24 protein-coding genes and 1 pseudogene are annotated in these 24,447 nt (G+C 40.9%); 14 read left to right on the top strand and 11 right to left on the bottom strand.

The window, feature by feature from the left end; all coding sequences use genetic code 11:
- Positions 1-11 precede the first annotated feature (11 nt).
- The 3 genes from C4S61_RS06195 to C4S61_RS06185 all read left to right on the top strand — a co-directional run bounded on the left by C4S61_RS06195 (position 12) and on the right by C4S61_RS06185 (position 1,990).
- Positions 12-986 (top strand): YpdA family putative bacillithiol disulfide reductase, encoded by a 975-nt coding sequence (locus C4S61_RS06195; protein WP_103923902.1) that lies wholly within the window; start codon positions 12-14, stop codon positions 984-986.
- 75 nt (positions 987-1,061) lie between these two features.
- A complete protein-coding gene (locus C4S61_RS06190) occupies positions 1,062-1,529 on the top strand; it encodes an antitoxin Xre/MbcA/ParS toxin-binding domain-containing protein (protein WP_103923901.1) in 468 nt (155 codons plus the stop codon).
- Positions 1,530-1,531: 2 nt separating this feature from the next.
- Positions 1,532-1,990, top strand: coding sequence for an RES family NAD+ phosphorylase (locus C4S61_RS06185; protein WP_103923900.1), 459 nt, complete (start codon positions 1,532-1,534; stop codon positions 1,988-1,990).
- Between the two features lie 63 nt (positions 1,991-2,053).
- Here C4S61_RS06185 and guaB read toward each other — a convergent pair whose 3' ends face one another.
- The 5 genes from guaB to C4S61_RS06160 form a co-directional block, all read right to left on the bottom strand.
- Complete coding sequence (gene guaB, locus C4S61_RS06180) at positions 2,054-3,532, bottom strand: IMP dehydrogenase (protein ID WP_103923955.1); 1,479 nt, start codon at positions 3,530-3,532, stop codon at positions 2,054-2,056.
- Positions 3,533-3,674: 142 nt separating this feature from the next.
- Positions 3,675-4,442, bottom strand: a complete 768-nt coding sequence (locus C4S61_RS06175; RefSeq protein WP_103923899.1) for a hypothetical protein — start codon at positions 4,440-4,442, stop codon at positions 3,675-3,677.
- Positions 4,420-4,872: an ABA4-like family protein gene (locus C4S61_RS06170; protein WP_103923954.1), complete on the bottom strand. Its 453-nt coding sequence runs from the start codon at positions 4,870-4,872 to the stop codon at positions 4,420-4,422. The genes C4S61_RS06175 and C4S61_RS06170 overlap by 23 nt, the downstream gene beginning before the upstream one ends.
- A 208-nt stretch (positions 4,873-5,080) precedes the next feature.
- Positions 5,081-6,280: a methyltransferase domain-containing protein gene (locus C4S61_RS06165; RefSeq protein ID WP_103923953.1), complete on the bottom strand. Its 1,200-nt coding sequence runs from the start codon at positions 6,278-6,280 to the stop codon at positions 5,081-5,083.
- 33 nt (positions 6,281-6,313) lie between these two features.
- Positions 6,314-7,144, bottom strand: a complete 831-nt coding sequence (locus tag C4S61_RS06160; protein ID WP_103923898.1) for a hypothetical protein — start codon at positions 7,142-7,144, stop codon at positions 6,314-6,316.
- A gap of 53 nt (positions 7,145-7,197) precedes the next feature.
- Here C4S61_RS06160 and prmC point away from each other — a divergent pair, with 53 nt between their 5' ends.
- From prmC to C4S61_RS06145, 3 genes are all read left to right on the top strand, one after another.
- Complete coding sequence (prmC, locus tag C4S61_RS06155; RefSeq protein ID WP_103923897.1) at positions 7,198-8,040, top strand: peptide chain release factor N(5)-glutamine methyltransferase; 843 nt, start codon at positions 7,198-7,200, stop codon at positions 8,038-8,040.
- Between the two features lie 85 nt (positions 8,041-8,125).
- Complete coding sequence (locus C4S61_RS06150; RefSeq protein ID WP_103923896.1) at positions 8,126-8,518, top strand: DoxX family protein; 393 nt, start codon at positions 8,126-8,128, stop codon at positions 8,516-8,518.
- 446 nt (positions 8,519-8,964) lie between these two features.
- Positions 8,965-9,306 carry a hypothetical protein gene (locus tag C4S61_RS06145; RefSeq protein WP_103923895.1) on the top strand — a complete coding sequence of 114 codons (342 nt, stop codon included), beginning with the start codon at positions 8,965-8,967 and terminating at the stop codon, positions 9,304-9,306.
- 86 nt (positions 9,307-9,392) lie between these two features.
- Here C4S61_RS06145 and C4S61_RS22620 read toward each other — a convergent pair whose 3' ends face one another.
- Together C4S61_RS22620 and C4S61_RS22270 are read right to left on the bottom strand one after the other, a co-directional pair.
- On the bottom strand, positions 9,393-9,509 hold the full coding sequence (locus C4S61_RS22620; RefSeq protein WP_407640572.1) for a Fic family protein: 117 nt from the start codon (positions 9,507-9,509) through the stop codon (positions 9,393-9,395).
- On the bottom strand, positions 9,476-9,619 hold the full coding sequence (locus tag C4S61_RS22270; RefSeq protein ID WP_235009824.1) for a hypothetical protein: 144 nt from the start codon (positions 9,617-9,619) through the stop codon (positions 9,476-9,478). The genes C4S61_RS22620 and C4S61_RS22270 overlap by 34 nt, the downstream gene beginning before the upstream one ends.
- Positions 9,620-10,223: 604 nt before the next feature.
- Here C4S61_RS22270 and C4S61_RS06130 point away from each other — a divergent pair.
- Both C4S61_RS06130 and C4S61_RS06125 read left to right on the top strand, forming a co-directional pair.
- A complete protein-coding gene (locus C4S61_RS06130) occupies positions 10,224-11,531 on the top strand; it encodes a sensor histidine kinase (RefSeq protein ID WP_160111210.1) in 1,308 nt (435 codons plus the stop codon).
- Positions 11,506-12,183, top strand: a complete 678-nt coding sequence (locus tag C4S61_RS06125; RefSeq protein ID WP_103923891.1) for a response regulator transcription factor — start codon at positions 11,506-11,508, stop codon at positions 12,181-12,183. The genes C4S61_RS06130 and C4S61_RS06125 overlap by 26 nt, the downstream gene beginning before the upstream one ends.
- A gap of 69 nt (positions 12,184-12,252) precedes the next feature.
- Here C4S61_RS06125 and C4S61_RS06120 read toward each other — a convergent pair whose 3' ends face one another.
- From C4S61_RS06120 to gap, 3 genes are all read right to left on the bottom strand, one after another.
- Positions 12,253-14,985, bottom strand: a complete 2,733-nt coding sequence (locus C4S61_RS06120) for an outer membrane beta-barrel protein (protein ID WP_103923890.1) — start codon at positions 14,983-14,985, stop codon at positions 12,253-12,255.
- A gap of 666 nt (positions 14,986-15,651) precedes the next feature.
- Positions 15,652-17,223 carry a SulP family inorganic anion transporter gene (locus C4S61_RS06115; RefSeq protein ID WP_103923952.1) on the bottom strand — a complete coding sequence of 524 codons (1,572 nt, stop codon included), beginning with the start codon at positions 17,221-17,223 and terminating at the stop codon, positions 15,652-15,654.
- A gap of 70 nt (positions 17,224-17,293) precedes the next feature.
- Positions 17,294-18,298 carry a type I glyceraldehyde-3-phosphate dehydrogenase gene (gap, locus tag C4S61_RS06110; protein WP_103923889.1) on the bottom strand — a complete coding sequence of 335 codons (1,005 nt, stop codon included), beginning with the start codon at positions 18,296-18,298 and terminating at the stop codon, positions 17,294-17,296.
- A 343-nt stretch (positions 18,299-18,641) separates the two neighbouring features.
- On the opposite strand from gap, the pseudogene C4S61_RS22265 reads away from it, so the two are divergent.
- From C4S61_RS22265 to cfa, 3 genes and pseudogenes are all read left to right on the top strand, one after another.
- Positions 18,642-19,075: pseudogene (locus tag C4S61_RS22265) on the top strand (GTP-binding protein); the annotation flags it as partial.
- A 356-nt stretch (positions 19,076-19,431) separates the two neighbouring features.
- Complete coding sequence (locus C4S61_RS06095; RefSeq protein ID WP_103923887.1) at positions 19,432-19,707, top strand: hypothetical protein; 276 nt, start codon at positions 19,432-19,434, stop codon at positions 19,705-19,707.
- 105 nt (positions 19,708-19,812) lie between these two features.
- The gene (gene cfa / locus C4S61_RS06090) at positions 19,813-20,928 is read left to right on the top strand and encodes a cyclopropane fatty acyl phospholipid synthase (protein WP_103923886.1); all 1,116 of its coding nucleotides are present in this window, start codon (positions 19,813-19,815) and stop codon (positions 20,926-20,928) included.
- A gap of 87 nt (positions 20,929-21,015) precedes the next feature.
- Here cfa and C4S61_RS06085 read toward each other — a convergent pair whose 3' ends face one another.
- Positions 21,016-21,348 carry a TraR/DksA family transcriptional regulator gene (locus tag C4S61_RS06085; RefSeq protein WP_103923885.1) on the bottom strand — a complete coding sequence of 111 codons (333 nt, stop codon included), beginning with the start codon at positions 21,346-21,348 and terminating at the stop codon, positions 21,016-21,018.
- Between the two features lie 227 nt (positions 21,349-21,575).
- On the opposite strand from C4S61_RS06085, the gene C4S61_RS06080 reads away from it, so the two are divergent.
- The 3 genes from C4S61_RS06080 to C4S61_RS06070 are packed head-to-tail and all read left to right on the top strand — an operon-like array spanning position 21,576 to position 24,269.
- Positions 21,576-21,839 (top strand): hypothetical protein, encoded by a 264-nt coding sequence (locus tag C4S61_RS06080; RefSeq protein WP_103923884.1) that lies wholly within the window; start codon positions 21,576-21,578, stop codon positions 21,837-21,839.
- A 49-nt stretch (positions 21,840-21,888) separates the two neighbouring features.
- Positions 21,889-22,167: an acyl carrier protein gene (locus tag C4S61_RS06075; protein ID WP_103923883.1), complete on the top strand. Its 279-nt coding sequence runs from the start codon at positions 21,889-21,891 to the stop codon at positions 22,165-22,167.
- Between the two features lie 47 nt (positions 22,168-22,214).
- On the top strand, positions 22,215-24,269 hold the full coding sequence (locus tag C4S61_RS06070) for a HelD family protein (RefSeq protein ID WP_103923882.1): 2,055 nt from the start codon (positions 22,215-22,217) through the stop codon (positions 24,267-24,269).
- Positions 24,270-24,447 lie beyond the last annotated feature (178 nt).

Raw genomic sequence — 24,447 nt, 5'->3', positions numbered from 1 at the left:
TTATTACAAGAATGGAGAAGTTACACGACCTAATTATTATCGGCGGGGGGCCAATCGGCTTAGCCTGCGGAATTGAGGCAAAAAAGGCAGGCCTGGATTATTTGATTTTGGAAAAGGGCGCCTTGACCAATTCGATCTACAACTATCCGGTCAATATGACTTTTTTCTCCACCTCAGATCGACTGGAGATGGCCAACATTCCCTTTATGTCTGTTGCGGCAAAACCCACCCGGACAGAGGCCTTGGAATATTACCGGAGGATTTTCTTCCATTTCCAGCTAAAAGTCAATCTCTATGAAGAAGTTCAGACCTTGAGCAAAAATGCAGAGACGTTCTCCATAAAAACCTCCAAAGGCAATTACGAAACCAGAAAAATTGTTCTTGCGACGGGCTTTTATGATTTGCCCAACCTGATGGATGTCCCCGGGGAAAATCTCCCAAAAGTACTGCACTATTACAAAGAGCCATGGCCTTTTATCAATCAGAAAGTTCTGGTTGTGGGTGGTGCAAATTCTGCCGTGGACGCTGCATTGGAGACCTGGAGAAAAGGCGCTGAGGTCAGTATGGTTTTATTGAGAGATGAGGTGGACGAAAATGTCAAATATTGGGTGCGTCCTGATATCATGAATCGAATCAAAGAAGGTTCGATTACCGCATACACTCAATCCAAAGTCAAAGAAATCCGGGAACATGAGGTTGTCATCGCAACGCCAAAAGGGGATGTGACTATCGCCAATGACTGGGTTTTGGCAATGACCGGATACCAACCCAATTTTTCGCTTTTGGATCAGCTCGGGGTGGAAATGAGCCTGGACGAAAAACGTCAACCCTGCTACGATCAAACCAATCAAGAATCAAATGTACCGGGTGTGTATTTGGCTGGTGTAGTTTGTGGTGGACTTAATACACGGGAATTTTTTATCGAAAACAGCATCAGCCATGCAGCTGCGATTGTCGACGACATCAAAAGAAAGATGGAAAAATAAATATTGCAAAAAAGATAATCCAAACTTGCAAATAAGAATATTGTTTGTAAATTGGTGTGAATAAAGAATATAGCTATGAGTCAGACATGGAAGATTCGATTCTCAGACCAAAATCCAAAAGTGATTGAGACTGGTATTCGCCCCTATCATTTCTTCAAAGACTCAATATCGCTTGTCAATGAGCAGAGAGAGCCTTATGGAGCTGTTTTGGACTTCCATGAGACTAGTTCTTTCTTTAATTATTTGGATTTCACCACGCATGACATTGCAGAAGTAATGGAAGTAGATCCCAGTACACTTTTCCGCTGGAAAAAGGAAGACAGAAAACTCAGTAAATCGCTTACCAAAAACCTATTGGAGATGGATCAGATTATCGCCAAAGGCATCCGGATTTTTGGCTCTGAAGCCTTACTCTCCCAATGGCTACACACTCCAAATAGTGCACTTGGAGATCAAAAACCCGTCACCCTTCTCAAGAATCCTTACCAGATTTCCTTAGTCGATCAGGCTTTGGAGGCGATTTCTTGGGGTAATATCCTCTAATAATGCGGTATTTCCGGCTGATGGAAAATATACCCGGTAGGGAAAGTCTTGGATATGGACTTGGGCCAGGAAGGTGGAATCAATTGGGTACTCCAATGATCTATGCCTGCGCGGTGAGTTCGCTCAATTTCCTGGAGTTACTAAGCATCAAAGGACCTGTCGTCAGCCAAAGTAAATGGAAGTTGGGAGTGTTGGAGATAGAGGGTCCAGTCCCAGAACTTGATGTGGAATCCTTATCCTCAGACTGGAAAAACCGGCCCTTTCCAAGATCAACCCAAGAATTTGGAACAGCATGGGCGAAAGGAATGCTATCCTCAACTTTAAAAATCCCCTCAATCAGAATCCCTCTCAAAAGTTTTCCTCAGGAGCATAATTTATTGATCAATCCACTACACAGGGAATTTGCAAAAACTGTAAAATTGATCGAGGAATGGGAGGTAACTTTTGAAGTAAATGGATGATTTTCAAACCACAGCAAGTTAAAAAAAGAAGGCCGAGACTAGAGTAGCATCGGCCTTCATACTTTAAGATTTCAAACTATAATTAGGAGCTTCCCGAGTCACACTCACATCGTGTGGATGGGATTCTTTGACACCTGCAGTAGTAATCTTGACGAATTTCCCATTGCGCTGAAGGTCCTCAATTGTTTTTGTACCACAGTACCCCATACCGGCTTGGAGTCCTCCTACCAATTGGTAAAGCACTTCAGAAACCAATCCTTTGTATGGGACTCTTCCTACAATTCCTTCGGGAACCAGTTTTTTGATGTTGTCCTCGGCATCTTGGAAGTATCGGTCTTTGGAACCGGACTCCATTGCTTCGAGGGATCCCATTCCTCGATAGGACTTGAATTTTCTTCCTTCAAAAATGATCATTTCCCCGGGAGCTTCTTCAGTTCCCGCCAAAAGTGATCCGATCATAATTGAACTTCCCCCTGCGGCGATCGCTTTGACCAAATCTCCGGAATATCTAATCCCTCCGTCTGCGATTACAGGTATCCCGCTACCCTTCAAGGCTTCCGCACACTCAAAGACTGCCGAAAGCTGCGGAACTCCAACTCCGGCAATCACTCGTGTTGTACAAATAGACCCTGGCCCTACTCCGACTTTCACCGCATCCGCCCCGGCCTCAGCCAAAGCAATGGCTGCTTCCGGAGTAGCAATATTTCCGACGATTACTTCCAAATCCGGGAAAGCTGCTTTGATTCGTTTACAGGTTTCTATCACTCCTTTGGAATGCCCATGCGCGGTATCGATAGATACCACATCCACTCCGGCATTTATCAAAGCTTCCACACGATCTACGATGTCGGGAGTGACTCCCACAGCCGCACCTACTCTTAGCCGACCATATTCATCTTTACATGCATTGGGCTTATCTCTTCTTTTAAGGATATCTTTATAAGTGATCAGTCCTGAAAGCTTGAATTCATCGTCAACGATCGGTAGTTTTTCAATTTTATATTCTTGAAGAATCTCTTCTGCCTGCTCCAAAGAAATTCCCGACTTGGCAGTGATCAGGTTATCTTTGGTCATAATATCACGGATCAACCGGTTTTGATCTTTGATGAATCGGAGATCACGGTTGGTGATAATGCCTTTCAGCACTTTATCTTCATCAACCACCGGGATGCCTCCGATATGGTATTCCCGCATGATGGTTTCGGCATCACGGACTTTTGAGTCAATATGAAGTGTAATTGGATCGAGAATCATACCGGCCTGAGATCGCTTCACTTTGCGAACCTGAGCCGCTTGCTTCTCAATGGACATATTTTTATGAATGAATCCCATTCCACCTTCAAGCGCAATTGCAATAGCCAATTCAGCTTCGGTCACGGTGTCCATGGCAGCGGATACCAGAGGAATATTCAGTCGGATTTTTTTTGTCAGCTGGGTGGAAGTTTTGGTCTCGCGTGGGAGAACTTCGGAATAACCCGGCACAAGAAGCACGTCGTCGTAGGTGAGTGCTTCGTAAAGGAACTTAGATGAGTTTCGATTCATGGCAAACATTGGTTATAGGTAACCCTATTTGCCCGCCAAAGTTACACACAAAAACCGATGCGATCCCATTGCGATGCAAAAATTGTATCAAAAACCGACTAAAAGCTTGCAGGATAAGCAAGAAACGTTGGAAATCTTAGGTTTAAACCTGCCAAAATCCGTTTCCTTGAATTGCCATCCAGAGTGTGGCTGAACTGAGTAAAAAATAAAGAAGACCAACTATTCCGGAAATTTTCAAACTTTCTTTCCAAAAAAACCAGGCCAACAGGGGCAAGACTTGCAGCGCATGTAGGCCCAAAAAATGGAAAATTCGTAAATCTCCATATGCTTTTGCCCAGCCTAAAAGAAAAATCCCTTCCTGTCCGTCCACGGCACCTACGGTATGACCAAGCCTTCCTGCCATCACAAATCCCTCAAAACCTGCAATCAAAAAAATGATCAATCCGATCTGAATAGCGAGTGCATAGCCCTTGGGCAAATGAGAAACTTTTTTGAAGCAGATAAAAAACCAAACCACAACCAATGAATTTAGCAAGATGGCAATTCCCATTATCTGAAAAATTATGATATCCCAAAATGAGCTGATATTGAAATGTGAAAGTTTGCCTTGGGCAGCTTGGAATGTGATCAAAACCAACTCAATTACCATCAACCAGAAAATCAAAAGACTCATTATTTTTACTTTTTTCGGCTCCCCCAGATAGTCCATCAACCAGCCCATCGTCCAGAAAAAAATGCCTACAGAAATAAAAAATTTCAAAGGCTTGAGCCAGACACTCACGCCTTGCAGTTCCCGGGGATCAACAAATGGAAAAAAGGCCAACAAGGCAGCCAACAAAAAGCAAAATGTGCCTGATTTCGCTAAAAAATAATTTCTTCGATTTAATTCAATGTACCATGTTTTCAGCATAGGGATCCTGAGGAAATTTTTTCAAATAAATCACCCGAATTATGAAATAAAGCAAAAGTCCTGTGGGTCCCAGCATAAAGGTCAATAGTAAACAGGGCAATAAGACCCAGCGATTTATCTTTCGCTTGTCTGCATCATGACAAATCCACATGCCCACAAAAAGATCAAAAACCAAATAGTGAATCCAACCGGCAAGCACAGGCTCATCATTGGAAAAAAGCAGTTTCACGTTAGCTAAAGAATCAAAGCCACCGGGAGCATCTCCTCCGATCCCTTTCAGGATGAAAACAAGATAAACCGCAGCCATTGCAGTAAATACAAAAGAAAAAAGCACTCGGTAGACCCAGCGCTTCTGATATAAAATGAATAAAAGAATCCAGCATATAAATGCCGTGCTGTTTGCAATCGAAAAAATCAGCTCTAGTTTCATTCTGTTTTTTTTACTGAAATTAAAAATAAACTGCTGATTTTTAATTGAATGCAAAAAAACATTTCGGATTATACGCTTTTCTTCCAGTATACAAATATACCCTTGATTTTGGGCTGGGAGACCGAAGAAGTCCAATAATTGGCATTTACTAGTTCATTTGAACTTCGAAGTTAGCTAATGGCAGAGTTCCGTATATCCATAAAAATCTCTATGCGCTCGTCCCTTTTTTCAATAATCGAGCAATATAAAATCCGTCAAAACCACTCTCCTGGGCCAAGACTTTTTGGTCTTCTATCAATTCAAAATCTTTACCTGCTTCACTATCCAAAAACTTCTTAACCTGAAGTTCATTTTCAGATGGTAGTATGCTACAGGTGGCATAGACCATTTGTCCGCCAGGCTTGAGCATCGAAGGGTAACTTTGAAGAATTTCCTGTTGCGTATCCCGCACTTTTTGAATGGACTCAAGGCTTAATTTCCATTTGGTGTCCGGATTTCTTCTCAAAACCCCAAGACCTGAACAGGGGACATCCAACAGCAATCGATCGGCTGATTCCTTCAATCTTTTGATAGTCTTGGTTCCTTCGATGGCCTTTGGTTCAATGATCGAAATCCCATCCCGCCGAGCTCGCAGTTTAGTCTGTTGAAGCTTCCATTCCTCCACATCCATTGCCAGGACTTTACCTTTGTTTTCCATCAAAGCGGCCAAATGAAGGGCTTTCCCTCCTGCACCGGCACAGGCGTCGATTACCCGCATCCCCGGTTCTACCGCCAAGGCTGCAGCTACCAGTTGAGAGCTTGCGTCCTGCACTTCAAAAAGCCCTTCTTTGAATGCCGGATGACGAAAGACATTTTCCCGTTGCTCCAAAACCAGGGCATCAGGATAACCTTTGACGATGTACGTATTGATACCGTCGGCCGCAAGTTGATTTTTGAGTCGCTCACGGGTAGTTTTCAGTGTATTTACTCGAAGAACAACCTCGGCTTCTTCATTAAGCGAATGGATTTCGGCCTCCCATTTATCACCAAGTTCACTTTTGCCCAACTTATGAAGCCACTCCGGTATGGATTCCAGCATGGCAGGATCCTCGATTGACTCGTATTTTCCTTTCAATTTGTCAGGATTGATTCTGGCGAATTCTTCCCACTCCGGAAGTTGATTGCCTTGCATCAACCAGTATGTGCCAAAAAGATCCCAATAGTCTTTAGTTGGACTTAAATGACCGATGAGCCTCCACCAGCGAACCATTTCATAGGTAGTCTCAGCAATGAAGGAACGATCTCTGGCTCCCCATTTGGGATTTGACTTCAGGGTTCGTTCGATGACTTTGTCAGCGTATTGGCCTTCTTCGAATATGGCTTGAAGTGCGGTATGAACTCCGCGAATGGTGTTGTTGTGTAGCTTCATGGGAGGAAAATCTCTCCACAAAGGTAAGGGGAATTACTGAGCTTCGCCTTTTCCTTGAGAAAAGGGTCTCAAATTGACTGAAACACGAATCCCCTCCCTCGCGACAGCAGAGCCAAAATCAATTCTATTTCCATAATTCATTGGATAATTGAAATACCAATCCGGTGGATAATAACCATTGGTAAGTTGAGGATAACCGCTTAAAATTTGTTTTCTGAACTCCAAAAAGTTGGCTTTTATTCCTATCTCTACCCAAGAATTTAATTCCCAATTGAATCCTAGGTCTACTCCAAATCGCCATGTTTCCTCTTTAAATTTTGTTTCTATTGGGCCTGGAATTACACTCAAGCAATTGGCACAACCCCAACCTGGAAATCCAGTGTAAAAAAACTCCGGATAAACTTCAAAAATGCCGTTTTCTCCTGTTCCTTTCATACCATAAAGAGTAAAACTCAAAGCGGTCCTGTTTCCGATTTGGACATCTTTTCTTAGGAACGTCCCAAAGGAAAAAAATTCATTGGTTTTTGCCGCCTGATTATATACCCGTTGATATCCAATAATCTCCTGTCCACCTGGCTCTGTTGGATTAGGATTGTAAAGTGGGAAACTTCTTGGGATATCTTCCTCTCTGTCACGATAGGATAAAAAATCCCCCATCAGCCCCATTGACCATGATTTGCCTAGGCCTATTCCCACAAACGGTCTAATACTTCCATTTAGATTATTGTTTTTTTCTCCGTATGCTCTTAAGCCATCCTGTTTTTGCAAATAAACACCATCAAATTCAACCCAAATTTCTGTTTGGGTAAGCCCGATTAGAGGAAAAGTGAAAAATACAGTAAGGGCAAGTAGCAGTTTTCTCATCGGATTATCTTTTTGTTTTTACCTTTACGTCACCTCTTATTCATTCGCTACACATGGGCGCATTTTTGGAACTCGTAAATCGCTGGAGTTCTCATCTAAAACTTTACCCAAAGCCAGAAGCTGACTCACTCGTTCATTGGCTTTTGGAACATCATCTGGGAATGAGGCGGGTTGACATGATGCACTTTTTAGAAGAAAAAGACCTTCCGGAGGCACTTAAACAAGACTTTGAAAGACTGAAAACCGGAGAGCCGATTCAGTATATTTTGGGTCATGGGCCTTTTTATGGAAGGGAATTCAAGGTAAGCCCTGCCACCTTGATTCCCAGAAATGAAACCGAAGAGCTGGTCCATCTGATCATCAAAGAAAACCCCCAAGCCAACTTGAGGATTCTTGACATCGGGACCGGCACCGGTTGCATTCCGATTACCTTGGCTTTGGAAATGAAAAACCCGGAGGTGTTCGCTGTGGATATTTCAGAAGATGCGCTGGAAATTGCCAAAGAAAACGCAAAGGCCCTTCAGGCAAAAGTTAAATTCCTGCCCTGTGACATCCTTGCCGAAATACCCCCCCTTTCTGATTTGGATCTCATTGTAAGCAACCCTCCCTATATTCCGTTCAGCGAAAAGGAACAAATGCATCGAAATGTACTGGATTTTGAACCCCATTTGGCACTGTTCGTCTCAACCGATGATCCTTTGGTTTTTTACAAAAAAATAGCCGAAAAAGGAAAACACCTGCTAAAACCTCATGGGAAGCTCTATTTTGAGATTAATGAAAGGTTTGGAAATGAAGTTGTCAGGGTGCTTTCAGCCTTGGATTTTAAAGAAATACGGATCATCAAGGATCTCAATGGAAAGGACCGCATCGTATCAGGCCAAAAATCCGGTGAATAACTCAAGCTTGTCGTTTAAATAAAAGAACTTCCCCACCCAAAAACAAAAAATAATTTCAACTCAGAAAATTATCAACTCAACAGCTATGAAAACTAATTTATGGAATGATTTGGCCTTGCTGGTAATTCGACTCGGCGCCGGCGGAATGATGTTAACGCACGGTATCCCAAAGATTGGCCGTCTTTTCGGTGAAGGACCGGTTAAGTTTGCTGACCCATTTGGATTGGGTCCTGAAGTTTCCCTAGGATTGGCAATTTTTGCTGAAGTAATCTGTGCTATTTTGGTGATGGTCGGATTCAAAACCCGACTAGCGACTATCCCTTTGATCTTCACGATGTTGACAGCCGCATTTTATGCGCACTGGAATGACCCTTTTGGAAGAAAGGAGCTGCCGCTACTTTACATTTGTGTATTTATTGGAATCCTGGCTTTTGGAGCAGGAAAGTATGCCGTTGATCATTTCATGAAAAAAAGGTAGCCGATTGTGCTACCTTTTTTTTAAGCTTGGATTAGCGTCTCCAGATCATTTTTTTTCCTTTACAGAATGACCTATATCACTCATTGAGCACGATTAAAAAGCAGCCTCAAAAACATCATCGAAGTGCGGTAGAATATACTGATTCTAAGGCTTTCTGAACGACCTCTAAAAAAAACTGGCCTTACTTCAATAGCCTACTACAACAAGCTCCTACGCAGGAATTAGAAATTGTCAAATTGTTTAAAAAATAGAATCATAGCTACCAGTAGTCTAGAAAAGGTTTTGAATTTTTTAAACTGATTTTCACCTACATCCAATTTTTTTCTTCTATCGTAAATCGCTGGTCAAAAGGAATAACTTTTCTTAAAAATACCCAGTACTGGGTATTTTTAAGAACCTCGTGATTCTTACCTTGGCTCACATAAAATTTTTAGGCTTTTAACACGATGAAAAATAAGAAAAGCGAACTGGCTAATAGAAAAGGGACGAATATTTCTTCAATGAATAATTCTGCAGAAACAGTAAAAAGCGAGCTTCCAGTGACTAAAGATTCACAGATTATTAAAAGAAAAACACTTTTTTCAAAAAGATTTAAATTAAGAATGAACACAAAAATCAAAACCGCTTTAGTAAAGCTACATTACCAAAGGAAACTAAATAAACAGGATCAAATTTTAAAAACCCGCAAGGATAAACTGCAAAAATTCACAATAAACTATATCCCTTTGTGTTCAGATGAAGATTGGGAGGCGATGTCGGATTTTTACGCCAAGAATGCCAAGAAATAATTAACTGGTTATATTTCCGGAAAATCAACTAAATTTTTGAAGTAAAATTTAAACCGAAATATCCTGTTTGAAGAAAAATAAGGCCCTCATTCATTTTTGTATGAGGGTTTTTTGATAGATGCGATCGCTATACGTTTATTTCCATCTACAAAACCGTGATTTTCGATGCTTAAATATAAAATCGTAGCTGCTGCATCTTCCAAGGTTGGGTAAAATCTTCCTCTCCAAATCCTCTGCCAAGCTGTCCTATTGCGCTGGAGAAACTCCCCTCCATTTCTTTGCAAAAGAATCCGGATTCGAAGTCGGATCTCATGGAGGCAATTACACGCTGATAATCCTTTAGACTTGGGAAAATCAGCTGTTTTTTGGTTAAACCTCTTTTATCCAGATTCTCAAGATCCTAGTCATCCAGTAGTTCAAGACCTTTGGAGAAATAGTTGGATCATTCCAGATTTTAACCTTCGGCTTTTTGCTCAATGACTCTACTGAGAATTCTGATTCCAGCTTTGAGCGTTTGGATTTCCTGTTGTTTTTGAGCCAGTCTTCTCTTATTGATGGCATAGATTAGGATAAGGTTGTCCTTATGTCGATTGGATGCCCATTGGCGAAAAAGGGTCGCTATTCGATAAATTTACGCTGTAACCCACTGATAGCATCATATCAAGATCAAAGAGGTTCGTTTTCCATTTTTTACCGTTCGTAATAAGGTGTTCCCTTTTTTACTGTGGCGAAGTAACTTTTGGCTTGGAAAAACAAGACATCAGCTCGATGCTAGTTTTTCCAAAACCCTAAAGCAAAGGTTAAAAGCGTTAAGACGAAGTTAAGAAGTAAGCTTTACTGCAATAAAATAATTAAAATGCCTGATGATTGACAGGTTTCTAAATAGGTGGATAGATTTTGTACGAGATCACATTTACGTGATTACGATCTTGATTTCCATTTCATTGATCGGATTACTTTTTGTTCAATACAACCTAATCAAACTGGAAATTGAGATCCAAAAGGAGAATTTTGACGATGAAATTGATGATGTTCTTTTGGATATGCATCATCGAATCGAGGATGACGAAGAGATTAGCAATAATTTGATTCTGCTCATCGGCGATAAAGTTCCTGCGGATAAACGTGATTCGCTTGAAAAGTATATGATCACCGAAATTAGAGAATTCACAGACAGTATTCTTACCAATCGAGCGCTTGATTTTTTGGATTACGATTTTGCGTTTTACCAACGCTATGAGGACACCATCGCTTTTGCTTCTGCGAGTGATGCCTATCAGCCAGATTATCAAAAATATGCCATCAAAGCCGGGTGGAGAATCCGGGAGGCTTATGGTAAAGGGATTTTCAGATTTGGTCTTTTATTTCACAACAAATCTCTCTATGTGGTTTATCAGATTTTTTCTATTCTTATCATTACAACACTTTTCATCCTGATCTTATTGGGTAGTTTTTTCAGTACGTTTATGGTTTTAAACAGGCAAAAACGAATCTCCCAATTCAAGAATGACTTTATTAATAACCTGACTCACGAACTGAAAACTCCAATTTTTGCATCCTCCATCCTTTATAAAATCATCAAGGAAAAGCGACATGATTTTTCAGGCAAAGAACTTGACCATTATTTGTCACTTTTGGAAAAGGAAAACCACTTACTTAAAAATAAAGTGGAGAAAGTGCTAGAATTAACGGTCTTGGAACGTGAGAATCCCGGCCTGAAGCAAGACGAAATAAACCTGCATGAGATCATCTCGCAAAAAGCGGAAATCTACCGAATAATCATTCAAGAAAGAGGCGGAGAATTGAAAAGCAGTCTGGTTGCAGAAAATCCTTCAATTCAAGGGGATCCTATGCATATTGGCAACATCATCGACAACTTGCTTGACAATGCAATAAAGTATTCTGACAAATCTCCAACGATTGAGATAAGCACTCAAAATCAATCCAAAGCGATAATTTTGACCATCAAAGACAATGGAATCGGTGTGGACAGTATGGATATTCCCTTTATTTTTGATAAATTTTTCAGGGTAAGCCAAGGAAATTTACATCAGACCAAAGGTTTTGGGTTGGGATTGAGTTATGTAAAAATGATAACCGAATTGCATGGAGGCACCATTCGGCTAGAAAGTAAACTGGGTTCTGGGACAGCCGTCATACTTAAGTTCCCTATTTTTGAAATCAACAAAGCACAATCAAATGAATCCAAAAATTCTTTTAGTTGAAGACGATAAGATTCTCGGTTATGCACTAAAGACTTATCTGGAGATGCGTCATTTTCAGGTCAATTTACAGCCCAATGGAGCTGAGGGGTTAAGTGCCTTCAATTCGGAACAATTTGACCTTTGTCTGCTGGATGTGATGATGCCTATCATGGATGGTTTTACGCTGGCAGAAGAAATCAGAAAACTCAATCCAGCTGTACCGGTGATTTTTCTTACTGCCCGCTCGATGAAAATCGACAAGCTTCAGGGCTTTCAAAAAGGAGCTGATGACTACATCGTAAAACCGGTTGACGAAGAGGAATTAATCGCCCGCATCCAAGCGGTTTTAAGAAGAACCAATCCAAGTCCGGTTTCTATTTCTTCCTACTCCATTGGCACTTTGAGTTTTGACTGGCACAGTAGGCGATTGAACGATGGCGCTCAGACCGTAATTTTGACAGATAAAGAAGCGGACTTGCTTCGGCTACTTTGCGAAAGGAAAAACCAACTCCTAGATCGGAAGGTAGTACTTCAGGAACTCTGGGGTAAAGTAGATTATTTTAATCGCAGGAGTATGGATGTCCACATGGCCAAGCTCCGCAAGCACCTTCAACTGGACCCCAAGGTCACGATCATCAACATTCATGGTAAAGGGTTTATCCTGGAAGACTAAGACCAAATCAAGCGATTTATAATCTAAATTTTTTGAAACTGACAGTTAAGCCTGTTTTTTAGATTTCAATTAAAAGTCGTCCCTGGAGGCCCCCAGTGAGAAGTGCCTGAGATTATAAGAAAAGGTAAGCATAGCGTAGCGTTGAAGAACGTTGGTCTGTCGGTCTTCGATGTACAATTCATTGATGTTCCGCCTGATATTCGCATTTTGATTAAAGAGATCAAAAATATTCAGACTGATTTCCCCTCGCTCGTTTTTGAATACTTTTTTGCCCAAGCTCATATTCACCAGCAAAAAGCTGTTGTCGAAACCTTCTGCAAGTCCGGTATTTAGTTGATGACTCATCTCCAGCCGATAGACCAATCCTCTCCAAATGATCCAGTTGTAACTGATGCGGGTATTCTGGTTGAAATAATTGTTGTTGAGGTTCGGCCTCAAGGAGTTATCTACCAAGTTGTAGGTAGATCGGGTAGAAATATTGAAATCCACGCGATCACTGATATTACTGCTAATATTGATGCCACCTCTCAGTCTGGCAGAGTTTACAAAGTTGACTTCGTTATTGATCAATCCCGGTCTTTTCGTGTATTCGATTGCTACATTCAGGTTCATATTGGACTTAATCCAATCCACCGGCATGCCATAATTGGCATAAGACCTTAGATCCCAGTAGCCATCCAGATTGACGGGCCTTGTAAGCTGGGCTCCCCGCTCCAAAATGATACCGTCACCGAGATCTATGGGTGAATCCGCTATCAATGAGCTGCTGGATATCCTGTTTTCTTCAAAAGAGGATCGGATAAATCCGAAAAACGAATGATCAGTCTCAGCATTAGTGCTTGAATATCGGATTCTAAACTGATAGGTAAAGGACTGAATCAGATCCGGATTTCCGCTTCGCAGCTGGATAGGATTGGAGTTATCCACTGCATTTTGGAGTTCTCCTACTGATGGAGTGTTGGTGTAATTGTGGTAATCAAATTCCAGTTTGCGCGATGAATTGATCAGATAATCTATTCTAAGTGAAGGCAAAATATTCGTAAACGACCGCTCCAGATATTCTTCCCGTGGAAACTGCTGGTCATTATTCAGCGATATATGCTGAATTTCTGCTTCCACCTGCATCTTGAATTTCTCCCTATTGTATTGATAGCCTATCTCGGCTTCCTGTAATAGATTGTTGCTTTTGAACGTATTACTGAGAGCGGTATCCAATGCAAATGTGGCGATGTCACCGAATTCATCTTCCAAAATATTTAATGTCCGTTGATCAGAGTCATCGATTCTATTTCCGATCTCATACTCCAATTCCACCATGCCGTATTGACCCAGCGGCTCCGTGTAGGAAAAATCCACCTCCCAGGAAGTTCCTGTCCTGTTTAGGATTATATTTTGGTTTAAGTTCTCTGCACGATCTCCTTCTAAAGCATAGAAAATGTTTTCAGCTTTACGAAAGCCATCATCTTCATCAACATGGTTTCCTGTGTAAAGCCCCAAAGTAAAGCTACGGCCCTTCTTTTTAAATTTTCTGCTGTAATACACATTGTTGGTGAAATCAAAGCGGGTATTGTCTCCAATTCGGGTGTTATTGGTTTGATTGATTAGTTCGGTGCCCGCAGAAGTGATTCCCTGAAAAAATGACGATTCAAGATCTGTTTCTGCCGAAAGATCCGATCGAACGAGGATTCGGTTATTACTGTCCAGATCGTATTCAAATCTCAGGTCAAACTCATGTTCACGGTTCCTTCTGGAATTGGAGTTTTGCTCGGTGTAGCGTTGACCTGCTCCGTCCTCCAATAAGTAATTTCGAACTAACGAGGAATTTCCCAAATTTGTCCGGTCGCGGTATTGGTAGCTGCTGGTAAACTCAATTTTGTCTCCCCAAGAGTCACTGAAGTTGAGACCAAAAGAATTCGTCTTGATGATCCCATCCTGAGGCCTGGTATTTCCCAAACTGTTTGGTTCACCGGAGTAGTCCACAGCGTTGATGTTATTGCTCAATCCGGACACGGTAATTCGTTGATTGTTGTTAAATGCATTTAGACTCATACCAAGTAAATATCGATCATCCGATCCATAGCCTCCTGTCATTTTGCCAAACTGGCCCTTGCGGTGTTCAGGATTGGTAACGATATTGATAGTTTTCTCCTGCTCCCCATCGTCAAAACCACTCAGTGCAGCTTTATCACTCAATCGGTCGTAAATCTGGATACTTTCGATGACCTCGGCAGGGAGATTTTGAAGTGCCGCCTTTACATCAGTTCCAAAAAATGGCTTACCATCCACCAAGATCTGAACAATATTTTCACCTTGAGCTTGCAGTACTCCATCCACCATGCTGATAGACGGCATTTTTTCAACCAGATTTTGGGCACTTGCATCCTTCATCGTTCGAAATGCATCCGCATTGAATTGCGTGGTGTCTCCTTTTTGTGATCCAAGGGATCTTCGTCCACTGATGACGACTTCATCCAAATTGGTCTGGGTCTCTTCCAGTAGAATAATGCCCAAATCCACTAGCCTATTTTCAATTGTAATCGGAATCGAAATGGTTTGATAACCGATGTACCGCACTTCAAAAAGATAATCTCCCGCATTTAGTTGACCGATCTCAAACCTACCATCCTGATCGCTAACCGAACCTGAGACTACTGTGGAATCCTTAGGAACCAACACGATCACTGTAGCACCTGGAAAGCCAAACCCTTCCTTTTTTTCTTGCACCTGACCTCGGATAGATTGGGCCTGAACAGCGGTGAAGGATAGGATAAAGAGAAAACTAAAAATCAGTGCGTATTTCATCTGTTTATAATTTGATTTTTATTGGTCAGATAGCCTGTCCCGATTTTTCTTCGGGAGAATCTCGCATGCATTATAATCATCCCAGTGTGTGACGATCTTCGTCATGCTCGATTTCATCTGTTTATATAAGTTGATTTTTATTGGTCAGATAGCCTGTCCCGATTTTTCTTCGGGAGAATCTCGCATGCATTATAATCATCCCAGTGTGTGACGATCTTTTTGTCACCCTCTTTCATATCTTTTTATAAGTTGTTTTTCAAAGGTCAGATAGCCTGTCCCGATTTTTCTTCGGGAGAATCTCGCATGGCAAATAATCATCCCAGTGGGTGACGTTTTCGTCATGCTCGATTTCATTTGCTTGAGTCTATAAAACCAATGCACAAATGAAAAACAAATAAACAGGCAGTTGGGAGAAGCGAAGGTTAAAAGCGCTTAAGCAATAGTTAAATTGGTTAAGTGAATGTTAACTAGTGGGGTTAAAAGAACATTCATTTTTAAATAGGTAATGCTCATTTTGATGAATCGAGAAGAAAACTTCTGCCACCTATTTTGCCGTGATGAATAAATTTGGGATAAGTTTGAGACACTCGGATGAATCTGCGTGAAAGAAGTGGAGAATAAGGCTAACAGTGTGAACTACTTTTTTTAAGGGAAATACGACTCGGATTATCCAATCCAGAATTTTTTTGAATTGTTGAAGTTTTCCAGGCCAATCAATTCCAAGTCAATATTTTTATGTTTTGCCGTGTCTTTAAAGTCCTCGATGATATCCAAAATATCAGGATGAATGAATACAGATTTGGACCCATCGATCAGAACTTGGTGATTTTCGGGTAGGTGGTCCAAGGTCAGGAGAATGTCGGCTTTGTTAAGAAAGGAAACTTCTTCTGAAAGGCGAATGATAATTTTCTGTTTGCCTTCATTTTCAAGATTTTTGGTAAAATAAGAATGTTTGTAATTGTCTCTTAGTATAAAGAAAATGGCGATTCCGCCACCAACAATAATCCCGGTGATTAGGTCCGTAAACATCACCGTTACAATGGTTATAATGAAGGGAAGAAATTGTTTTTTTCCCTGCTTAAATACTTGCTTGTAAATGGGCAAACTAGTCAGCTTATAGCCGACTACAAAAAGTACAGCTGATAAAGATGCCAATGGGATTTTATTAAGGATTGTTGGAATCATAGCTACGCAGACCAACATGATCAATCCATGGGTAATAGTTGCCGTTCGAGTCCTGCCTCCGGCGGAAACATTGGCTGAAGTCCGGACGATTACAGCAGTAATAGGCAAGCCACCAATTAATCCAGCCACAATATTTCCGATTCCTTGTGCTTTTAATTCCGTATTAGTGGATGTTTTTCTCTTATAAGGATCCAACTTATCCCCTGCTTCTGTGCTGAGCAGGGATTCCAAACTTGCAATAAATGTAATACTGAGTGCAATAGTCAGGATCTCTGGGTTGGTAATTTGTCCAAAGTCAGGGAAAGTAAAAAACCCAAGGAAGCTCCCAAAATCCGCTGCGACTGGCAAAGTGACTAAATGAGATTCGTCTAAAACTAGGCCCGGAAAGTAGAGGGAGTAAAGTAAATTCACTAAAATACTTATTATCACGGCTGCCAGTGCAGAAGGGAAAAACTTGAAAAACTTAAACTTCTTAAGTTTGGGCTTGTCCCAAATAATAATGATCAATAAGGAGATAAAAGTAATAATAGTAGCTCCCCAGCTGATATGATCAATTACGTAAAGTAGTTCGGTGAAGGTATTTCTACCATCATTTTGGGAGAAGGATTCCATTCCCTCAAACACACCATCAATCCCAAATGCATGTGGAATTTGCTTCAGGATAAGCACGAGTCCAATAGAAGCTAGAATGCCTTTGATCATTGCATTTGGAAAGAAATATGCAATTGTTCCTGCTTTTAGATAGCCAAGGATGATTTGGAAGATTCCTGCAAGGACTACTGCTAACAGCACCCCTTCGTAGGAGCCCATAGTCTGAATGGCTGTGAAAACCACTAAGGCCACACTGGCAGCTGGGCCACTCACATTGATGTTTGAGCCACTGAGAAAGCCCACGACAATGCCTCCTATTATCCCGGAAATAATTCCCGAAAACAACGGTGCACCTGAAGCTAAGGATATGCCAAGACACAGGGGCAACGCAATAAGAAAAACGACAAGACCAGCTGAAATATCTGAGGTAAAGTGGGTTTTAAACAAACTTTTATTTAACATAAAAGGGGGTGAGGTATGGTAGAATGGAATAAAAAAAACCGCCCTGAAGCTCAGGGCGGCTACTTTCAGGTTATTTTTTGGCAATAAAACTAAGCAAGTCGACCAGCTTGTTTGAATATCCCCACTCATTGTCATACCATGCGACCACTTTCACAAACGTGTCCGAAAGGGAAATACCAGCTTCAGCATCAAAAATCGATACTCTTGAATCTCCGATAAAGTCAGTGGATACTACCGCATCTTCGGTATATCCCAATATACCTTGCATGGTAGTTTCGGATACTTCTTTCATTTTAGCACATATCTCAGCGTATTTGGCAGGCCTACTGAGTATTACCGTCAAATCAACCACGGACACATTTGGAATTGGAACTCGGAAAGCCATACCAGTAAGTTTTCCGTTCAATTCCGGAATTACTTTTCCCACTGCTTTGGCAGCTCCAGTTGAGGAAGGGATAATATTTTGTCCTGCTCCACGTCCGCCTCTCCAGTCCTTTGCGGATGGCCCGTCTACGGTTTTCTGAGTAGCGGTAGTAGCGTGAACGGTAGTCATCAAACCTTCTTCGATTCCCCAATTATCATTCAATACTTTGGCAATTGGAGCCAAGCAGTTGGTGGTACAAGAAGCATTTGAAACAAATACCATATCAGAGGTATATGAATCTTCATTTACTCCCATTACAAACATTGGCGTGTCGTCCTTGGAAGGAGCAGACATGACCACTTTCTTCGCTCCTGCATCGATATGCCCTTGTGCCGATTCTTTGGTCAAAAATATACCGGTAGATTCGATAATGTAATCTGCACCTACTTCACCCCATTTGAGTGAAGACGGGTTTTTTTCTGAAGTAACTCTGATTTTATTGCCATTGACATAAAGTGCTCCATCTTTCACTTCCACCGAACCCTTAAACTGACCGTGAGTTGAATCATATTTCAGCATATATGCCATGTAATCGACATCAATTAAGTCATTGATCGCCACTACCTGAATGTCTTCTCTTTCTTGCGCAGCCCGAAAAGCGAGCCGTCCGATTCTTCCGAATCCGTTGATTCCTACATTGATTTTTTTCATGATATTTGTTTGATTTGAGTTGAAAATAAAAGGCCAGACTTGAATTTGCCTTCGTTAAAAGCTAGCTAGAGTTGAGCCCTTAGAAAATGTTCAGAGGGTAATTTTCTGGAAATTTTTTGGTCAAAAAGCGAAAAGTGACCATAAAACCTTCCGGGTAATCTGTATTGATTTTATTTAATTGCAAATACAATAAATTTGTCCAAAAAGTCAATATTTTTTCATTTTTTTCAAAAAAAGCATCTTTTTCAGAAGTGATTGACATTATTTTCTGCAAATTTTAAAAATTGTGAAAATCGAATAAACATTAAACAGCTGAATCTGACGCTCTTTTACGATTTTTTTTCTGCTTTTCGGTGGGACCGGAAAAAGTAACAAGGCATTACCATCGGCTGCATCTGACTTTAGGGAAATCGAAAAGCAACGGGGAATATCCGTAGCCACTTCCGTGCTGGGCCTGGTTTACAAAGGAATAAAACTCAACCTTCTTGACCCGCCTGGACACAAAGACTTTTCAGAAAATACTTATCGGACGCTGACTGCCGTGGACAGTGTGAATTTAGTCATTGACAACGCCAAAGGGGTCGAGAAACAAACTCTTAGATTGATGCAGTTTGCTGGATGAGAGACACCTCTGTCATGATCTTCATCAACAAGATGGAACGACCAGAAAATGACCCTTAGGATCTTTTGGATGAGCTGGAAAAAACACGGTCGATCTCTGTGCGACCTCTTACTTGGCCAATCCACAATGGAAGAGATTTTAAGGGAGTCTATAATTACAAAGCATGCTGGATCAGGTCCTCAGATCCTGACTCCCTTCAGGTATTTATGGACGAGGAAGTAGAAATCAGGAAAACTAGAAGATGTTGCAGTCTCGACTGGAGCAAACTTTATAAGCAAAAAAATCCACAACGATTTAAAATGGGTCTCTTCGGAGGGCCTAGGTCAATGTGGGGAAATAGTTATAAATGAAAATTCTACTTTAATCATAGCAGGAAAAACTGACGCTGATTTTTTTTTGATAGCCATCTGGAAAGGCTGAATAACCTATTGGGAAAAGAAACTCAAGAAGATGAACTACAAAACCTGCGTTCCAGAATTTCGATATAAAAAAAGGCTTTGTAATAATTAAATTGACAGCCGCGTCCGAAACAGAACTTCCTGAACGATTGGAAAGAGCTGAAGATGCAACACATGCTTTGCGAGGAGCACTAGAAGAAGAAGTAGTAGAAGAAGGATGTCAAGCCTGTCATCATGCAAGAGCTATACTTCAACGACGGGCTCCTTTGGATCAGGAAATCGCTATGGGGATCAAAATCGTCTTTGATGCCTTGGAGGTACCCTTGACTCGTTTGATTTCAAATGCTGGAAAAGACCCAAAGAGATCTTATCAAAATTGCGATTGGTAAATCCAATTTCTTTGAAGAACATCCTACGCATGGACTCGAAATCAATTTCGTGAGAGCTCAAAAAACACAATTAAAACATTAAAGATCAAACAACTATAATAATAGATGAACAGAAATAAGGAGTTTATCAAAAGACTTTGTGATCAGGCTGGAATCACAATAAACGGTTCAAATCCATTTGATATTCAGATTCATGATGAAAATTTTTTTAACCGAGTGACTTTAGGAGGTTCATTGGCTCTCGGAGAATCTTACATGGAAGGTGTATGGGACTGCAAGGCTTTGGATCAATTTATCGCCAAACTGTTGGATGCAGACTTAGAAACCAAAGTCCAAACCCCGCTTAGTTTTAAGCTCAAGATTTTTTTTCAACGGTTCTTTAATGCTCAATCAAGGGACAAATCAAAAAAACTAGTCTCAAAGCATTACGACATTGGAAATGATTTGTATCAAAAAATGCTTGATCCCTACATGCAATATACCTGTGGATATTGGAAAAATGTAAATAGCCTGGAAGAAGCCCAAATTCAAAAAATGGATCTGATTTGCAGAAAACTAAAATTAGAGCCGGGGATGACGCTTCTCGATATTGGCTGTGGTTGGGGAGGTTTTTCGGCCTACGCAGCCAGAAATTACCAGGTAAAAGTCTTGGGGATTACCCTGTCCAAAGAACAGCAAAAATTAGCCAAAATGCGGAATGAAGGATTACCCGTTGAAATAAAATTACAGGATTACAGAGATGTGGTTGGCCAATTTGATCGAGTAGTATCAGTCGGAATGATCGAACACGTAGGTTATCGCAATTATGGAAAATATATGGATAGGGTAGATCGACTTCTCAAGCCCGATGGAATTACTTTGATTCATACTATCGGCAGTAATAAAACAAATTTCAGCACTGATCCCTGGATTGAGAAGTACATTTTCCCGAACAGTCTAATCCCCTCTATGGCTCAGTTAAGTATTGCCATGGAGCCTTATTTTGTCCTTCAAGATGTTCATAATTTTGGGCCTCACTATGATAAAACACTTATGGCTTGGCTAGAAAATTTCAGGAAATCTTGGCCTGACTTGGAATCAAACTATGGAACCAAGTTTTACCGGATGTGGGAATACTTCCTAAATACCTCTGCTGCCTCATTTCGGATTCGAAAAAACAATCTTTGGCAGATTGTAATGACTAAAAGATCCCTACCTGGAGAATATATTGCTGTGCGTTGAGATTAATTTAATCCCTCTGATAACCCCATAGAAAATCCTATAGGGTTATGCTTTGGAATAAATAGAAAGACTAAAATTCCAAGATCATTATTTCGCGCAGCTGATGCAGTGATTGCTTTCGGGCATAAATAGCAGACGATTGATATTGATCTCCCTGCCACATCGAATGCATTTGCCAAAACCCGAGGTGCCTAATTTTCCCAGCCAGTTGTTCAGGCCTTTGAGTTTAGCTTCATTTTTCTTGATCTGGGCTTCATTGATCGAGCGATTGTTGATAAAATCCATTCGTGAAATCCGACCAATCGCACTATCCAATGCCTCTGGTGCCGAATGCTCCCGAAGGGTGATCAATTCGGTTTCGATTTCTGAGATTTTAGTAAGGATTTTCATCCTCATTTCTTCTTCTTGAGTTTTCTCCATGGATGAATTGTTTGTTCAATAGTTAAAATTATACAAGTCTGAGGCTACTCCAAAACTGAGCAAAAAATTGGATGTCTGTTATAATTTCAGATTCAAATCTGAATAATTCTTGTAAAAAACGTCATTTAACTCTAAATTCGCGACATGTAATCCATACTTACTGAGAAGGTTTTTGAAATTTTTGTCGCCGTAATGACGACTTGTAGTATTTCTCTAAAAGTAAAAGTATGAATTCCCAAAGTGAACTCTTTCACGACATCCGACTAGTCTTCAATCTCCGATACAACAAAAAACCGCAAATCTTACGTCGTGACAGTGTATTCAGCCGGGATTTTGGTTTGAGCCAATCCACTCAAGCCAGTTTTTTAACTGACATAGGAAACATCTACCGGATTCAAATTTCCACTGATGACTTACCTAAAGAGTTCAATCTCGATCAACTAGCAGAAGTGATTATTAAAAAGAAAAATAAGAAGGCATTTGCCCCTTGAGAAAGTGGTCTGCTGAATTTCCTTTTCTCACCCATAAGCTCTCTTAAAAATGGACGATACTGTACAAACAACAAAAGAAAAAATTCTGGAAACTATTATTGGAATTTTGAAAAAACAGAAAAGATTTAAAGACTTCGAAATAACCGGTAAAACTCATCTCGACCGAGACTTGAAAATGAATGCGGTCGAAATAGCTAAATTTGCCCGTGGAATGGAGGTTTCTTTTGGAATACAGATTACCTCTAATACGATGGTATTTCTGAGAGACATGGAAAGCTTGGTGTTTTACATTGATACCCAGATTTTTAAGAAAATAACCCAAGTCTAATCCTTTTCAAATAAGTTACTCCAGCACCCGAGCTTAATCTCAATCATATGAACACTTCAGAACAAGAAGAAAAAAAATATTTGAATCAAATTCTGATCAAAATCAACAAATCGATCGCGGAGATCGATGACCGGGTTGAGACTCAGCTTCGTGATATCAATGAGGCCAAAGCTCACTTGCAGGAGCACAAGCGGGACATGGATCATTTGGAGAAAAATGCCATCCGGGAATCCGTAGGCCAGATCGCCATGATGGGTGATGCCGCTGTCAGCAAAAAAAGGCGGCTACACCGCTTGCGGGACATCCCCTACTTTGGAAGATTTGACTTTCTTCAAAAAGGCAAGACCAAAAATTCTCCAATTTATGTTGGAGTTCACAACTTCACCGATGAGGAAAAAAATGAAAATTTAATCTTTGACTGGAGAGCTCCGATATCCAGCATTTTTTATGATTTTGAACTTGGGGAGGCATTTTTCCAATCCAAAACGGATAAGGTTGAAGGGGAAGTAACTCGCAAACGCCAATACCGAATTCGTGGTGGAAAAATGGAATACATGATCGAAAGCGACCTGACGATTCAAGATGATCTCCTTCAAAAAGAACTCAACAAGGCCTCTTCCACCAAGATGAAAAACATCGTGGCCACGATCCAACGGGAGCAAAATGCCATCATCCGAAATGAAAATGCCTACAACCTTATAATCCAGGGAGTGGCAGGCTCCGGCAAGACCAGTATTGCACTCCACCGAATAGCTTATCTACTCTACAAGCAAAAAGACACGATCTCTTCGGAAGAGATCCTGATCATATCTCCCAATAAGGTTTTCGCCAGCTATATTTCCAACGTCCTACCAGAACTCGGTGAAGAATCTGTCGAAGAAACCAGCATGGAAGACCTCGCAAATCGACTCTTGGAATATGAAATCCAATTTCAGGGCTTTTTCGAGCAAGTTTCAGAGCTGTTGGACAATCCACCCGCAGCACTTCAGGAACGAATAAGTGTAAAGTCTGGGCTGGACTTCCTAAGAAAAATGGATGAGTACATGGTCCATTTGGAAAATAAAGGCTTTGACGCACAGGATATTACGATCAATAAAAAAGTGATCCCGGGTTGGTTTATCCGTGAAAAATTTGAACAGTATAATCGCTTTCCAATCTTAAAGCGATTCAATGAAATCGGTCGGGAAGTCGTCGCCTCAGTCTATCGGGAGTATGGCTATGAAATCACCGGCAAAGAGCGGGCGCAATTGCAGCAGACGATTCGAAAGATGTTTCCTGCCACCAATCTGAGGACGCTTTATAAAAATTTTTACGATTGGCTGGGTAACCCCAAGCTCCTGAAAATGAGAAAAGGAAGTCAATATGAATATTCCGACGTTTATCCTTTGATCTACCTTAAATACAAGCTGGAGGGAATTCAACCTTTTTACAAAGTCAAGCATTTGATCATCGACGAAATGCAAGATTACTCTGCGGTTCAATACCAGGTTTTGAATCGAATGTTTACTTGCCGGAAGACTATTTTGGGTGACATCAACCAGTCAGTGAATCCTTTCAGTTCATCAAATCTGGAAGTAATCCAGCAAATTATTTCTAATTCGGATTGCATGACTATGCTGAAAAGCTACAGGTCCACCTACGAAATCACCGAGTTTACCAAAAAAATCAAAAAGGGTGTAATGGCAGAGCCCATTGAGCGACATGGCAACCAGCCGGTAATTTCCGGCTTTATGAGTATAGGGGATGAAATCGATCAGACGCTAAACAAACTTGTTCAATTTGAGGAGTCAGACCATAACTCCATTGGCATCATTTGCAAAACTCAGGAACAGGCAAACACACTCCACACTGCGATTAAGGAACGGGGCCTCTCGATTGATATGCTCGATGCGACAAGCGCTTCATTTTCCGGGGGAAAAGTCCTGACCACCGCACATCTGGCCAAAGGCTTGGAATTTGATCAAGTCATCGTACCATTTGCCAGCAATACCAATTACAAAACCGAGGCTGACTTACAAATGCTCTATATAGCCTGCACCCGTGCAATGCACGAATTAAATCTCAGCTTCACCGGAAAGCTGACCGATTTTCTAAAGAATTAAAGGACTACTGATACACCCAATTTTACAATCAAGGATCGAGTAAAGAATTAAACTATAAAATGGAGTAATAGTACTTCATTACAGAATTTTATTTTATTTTCAAAAAAAATCCAATTTGACATATTTCACAACAGAATGGATTATAAATACAGGAAGTTTTAAAAAGAAATGAATTCCT

It is taken from the genome of Algoriphagus boritolerans DSM 17298 = JCM 18970, from assembly GCF_900108085.1.
In the GTDB taxonomy this organism is placed as follows: Bacteria; Bacteroidota; Bacteroidia; order Cytophagales; family Cyclobacteriaceae; genus Algoriphagus; species Algoriphagus boritolerans.
Note: the sequence above shows the minus strand (reverse complement) of the source record. Positions and strands in the feature narration are given on the sequence as shown.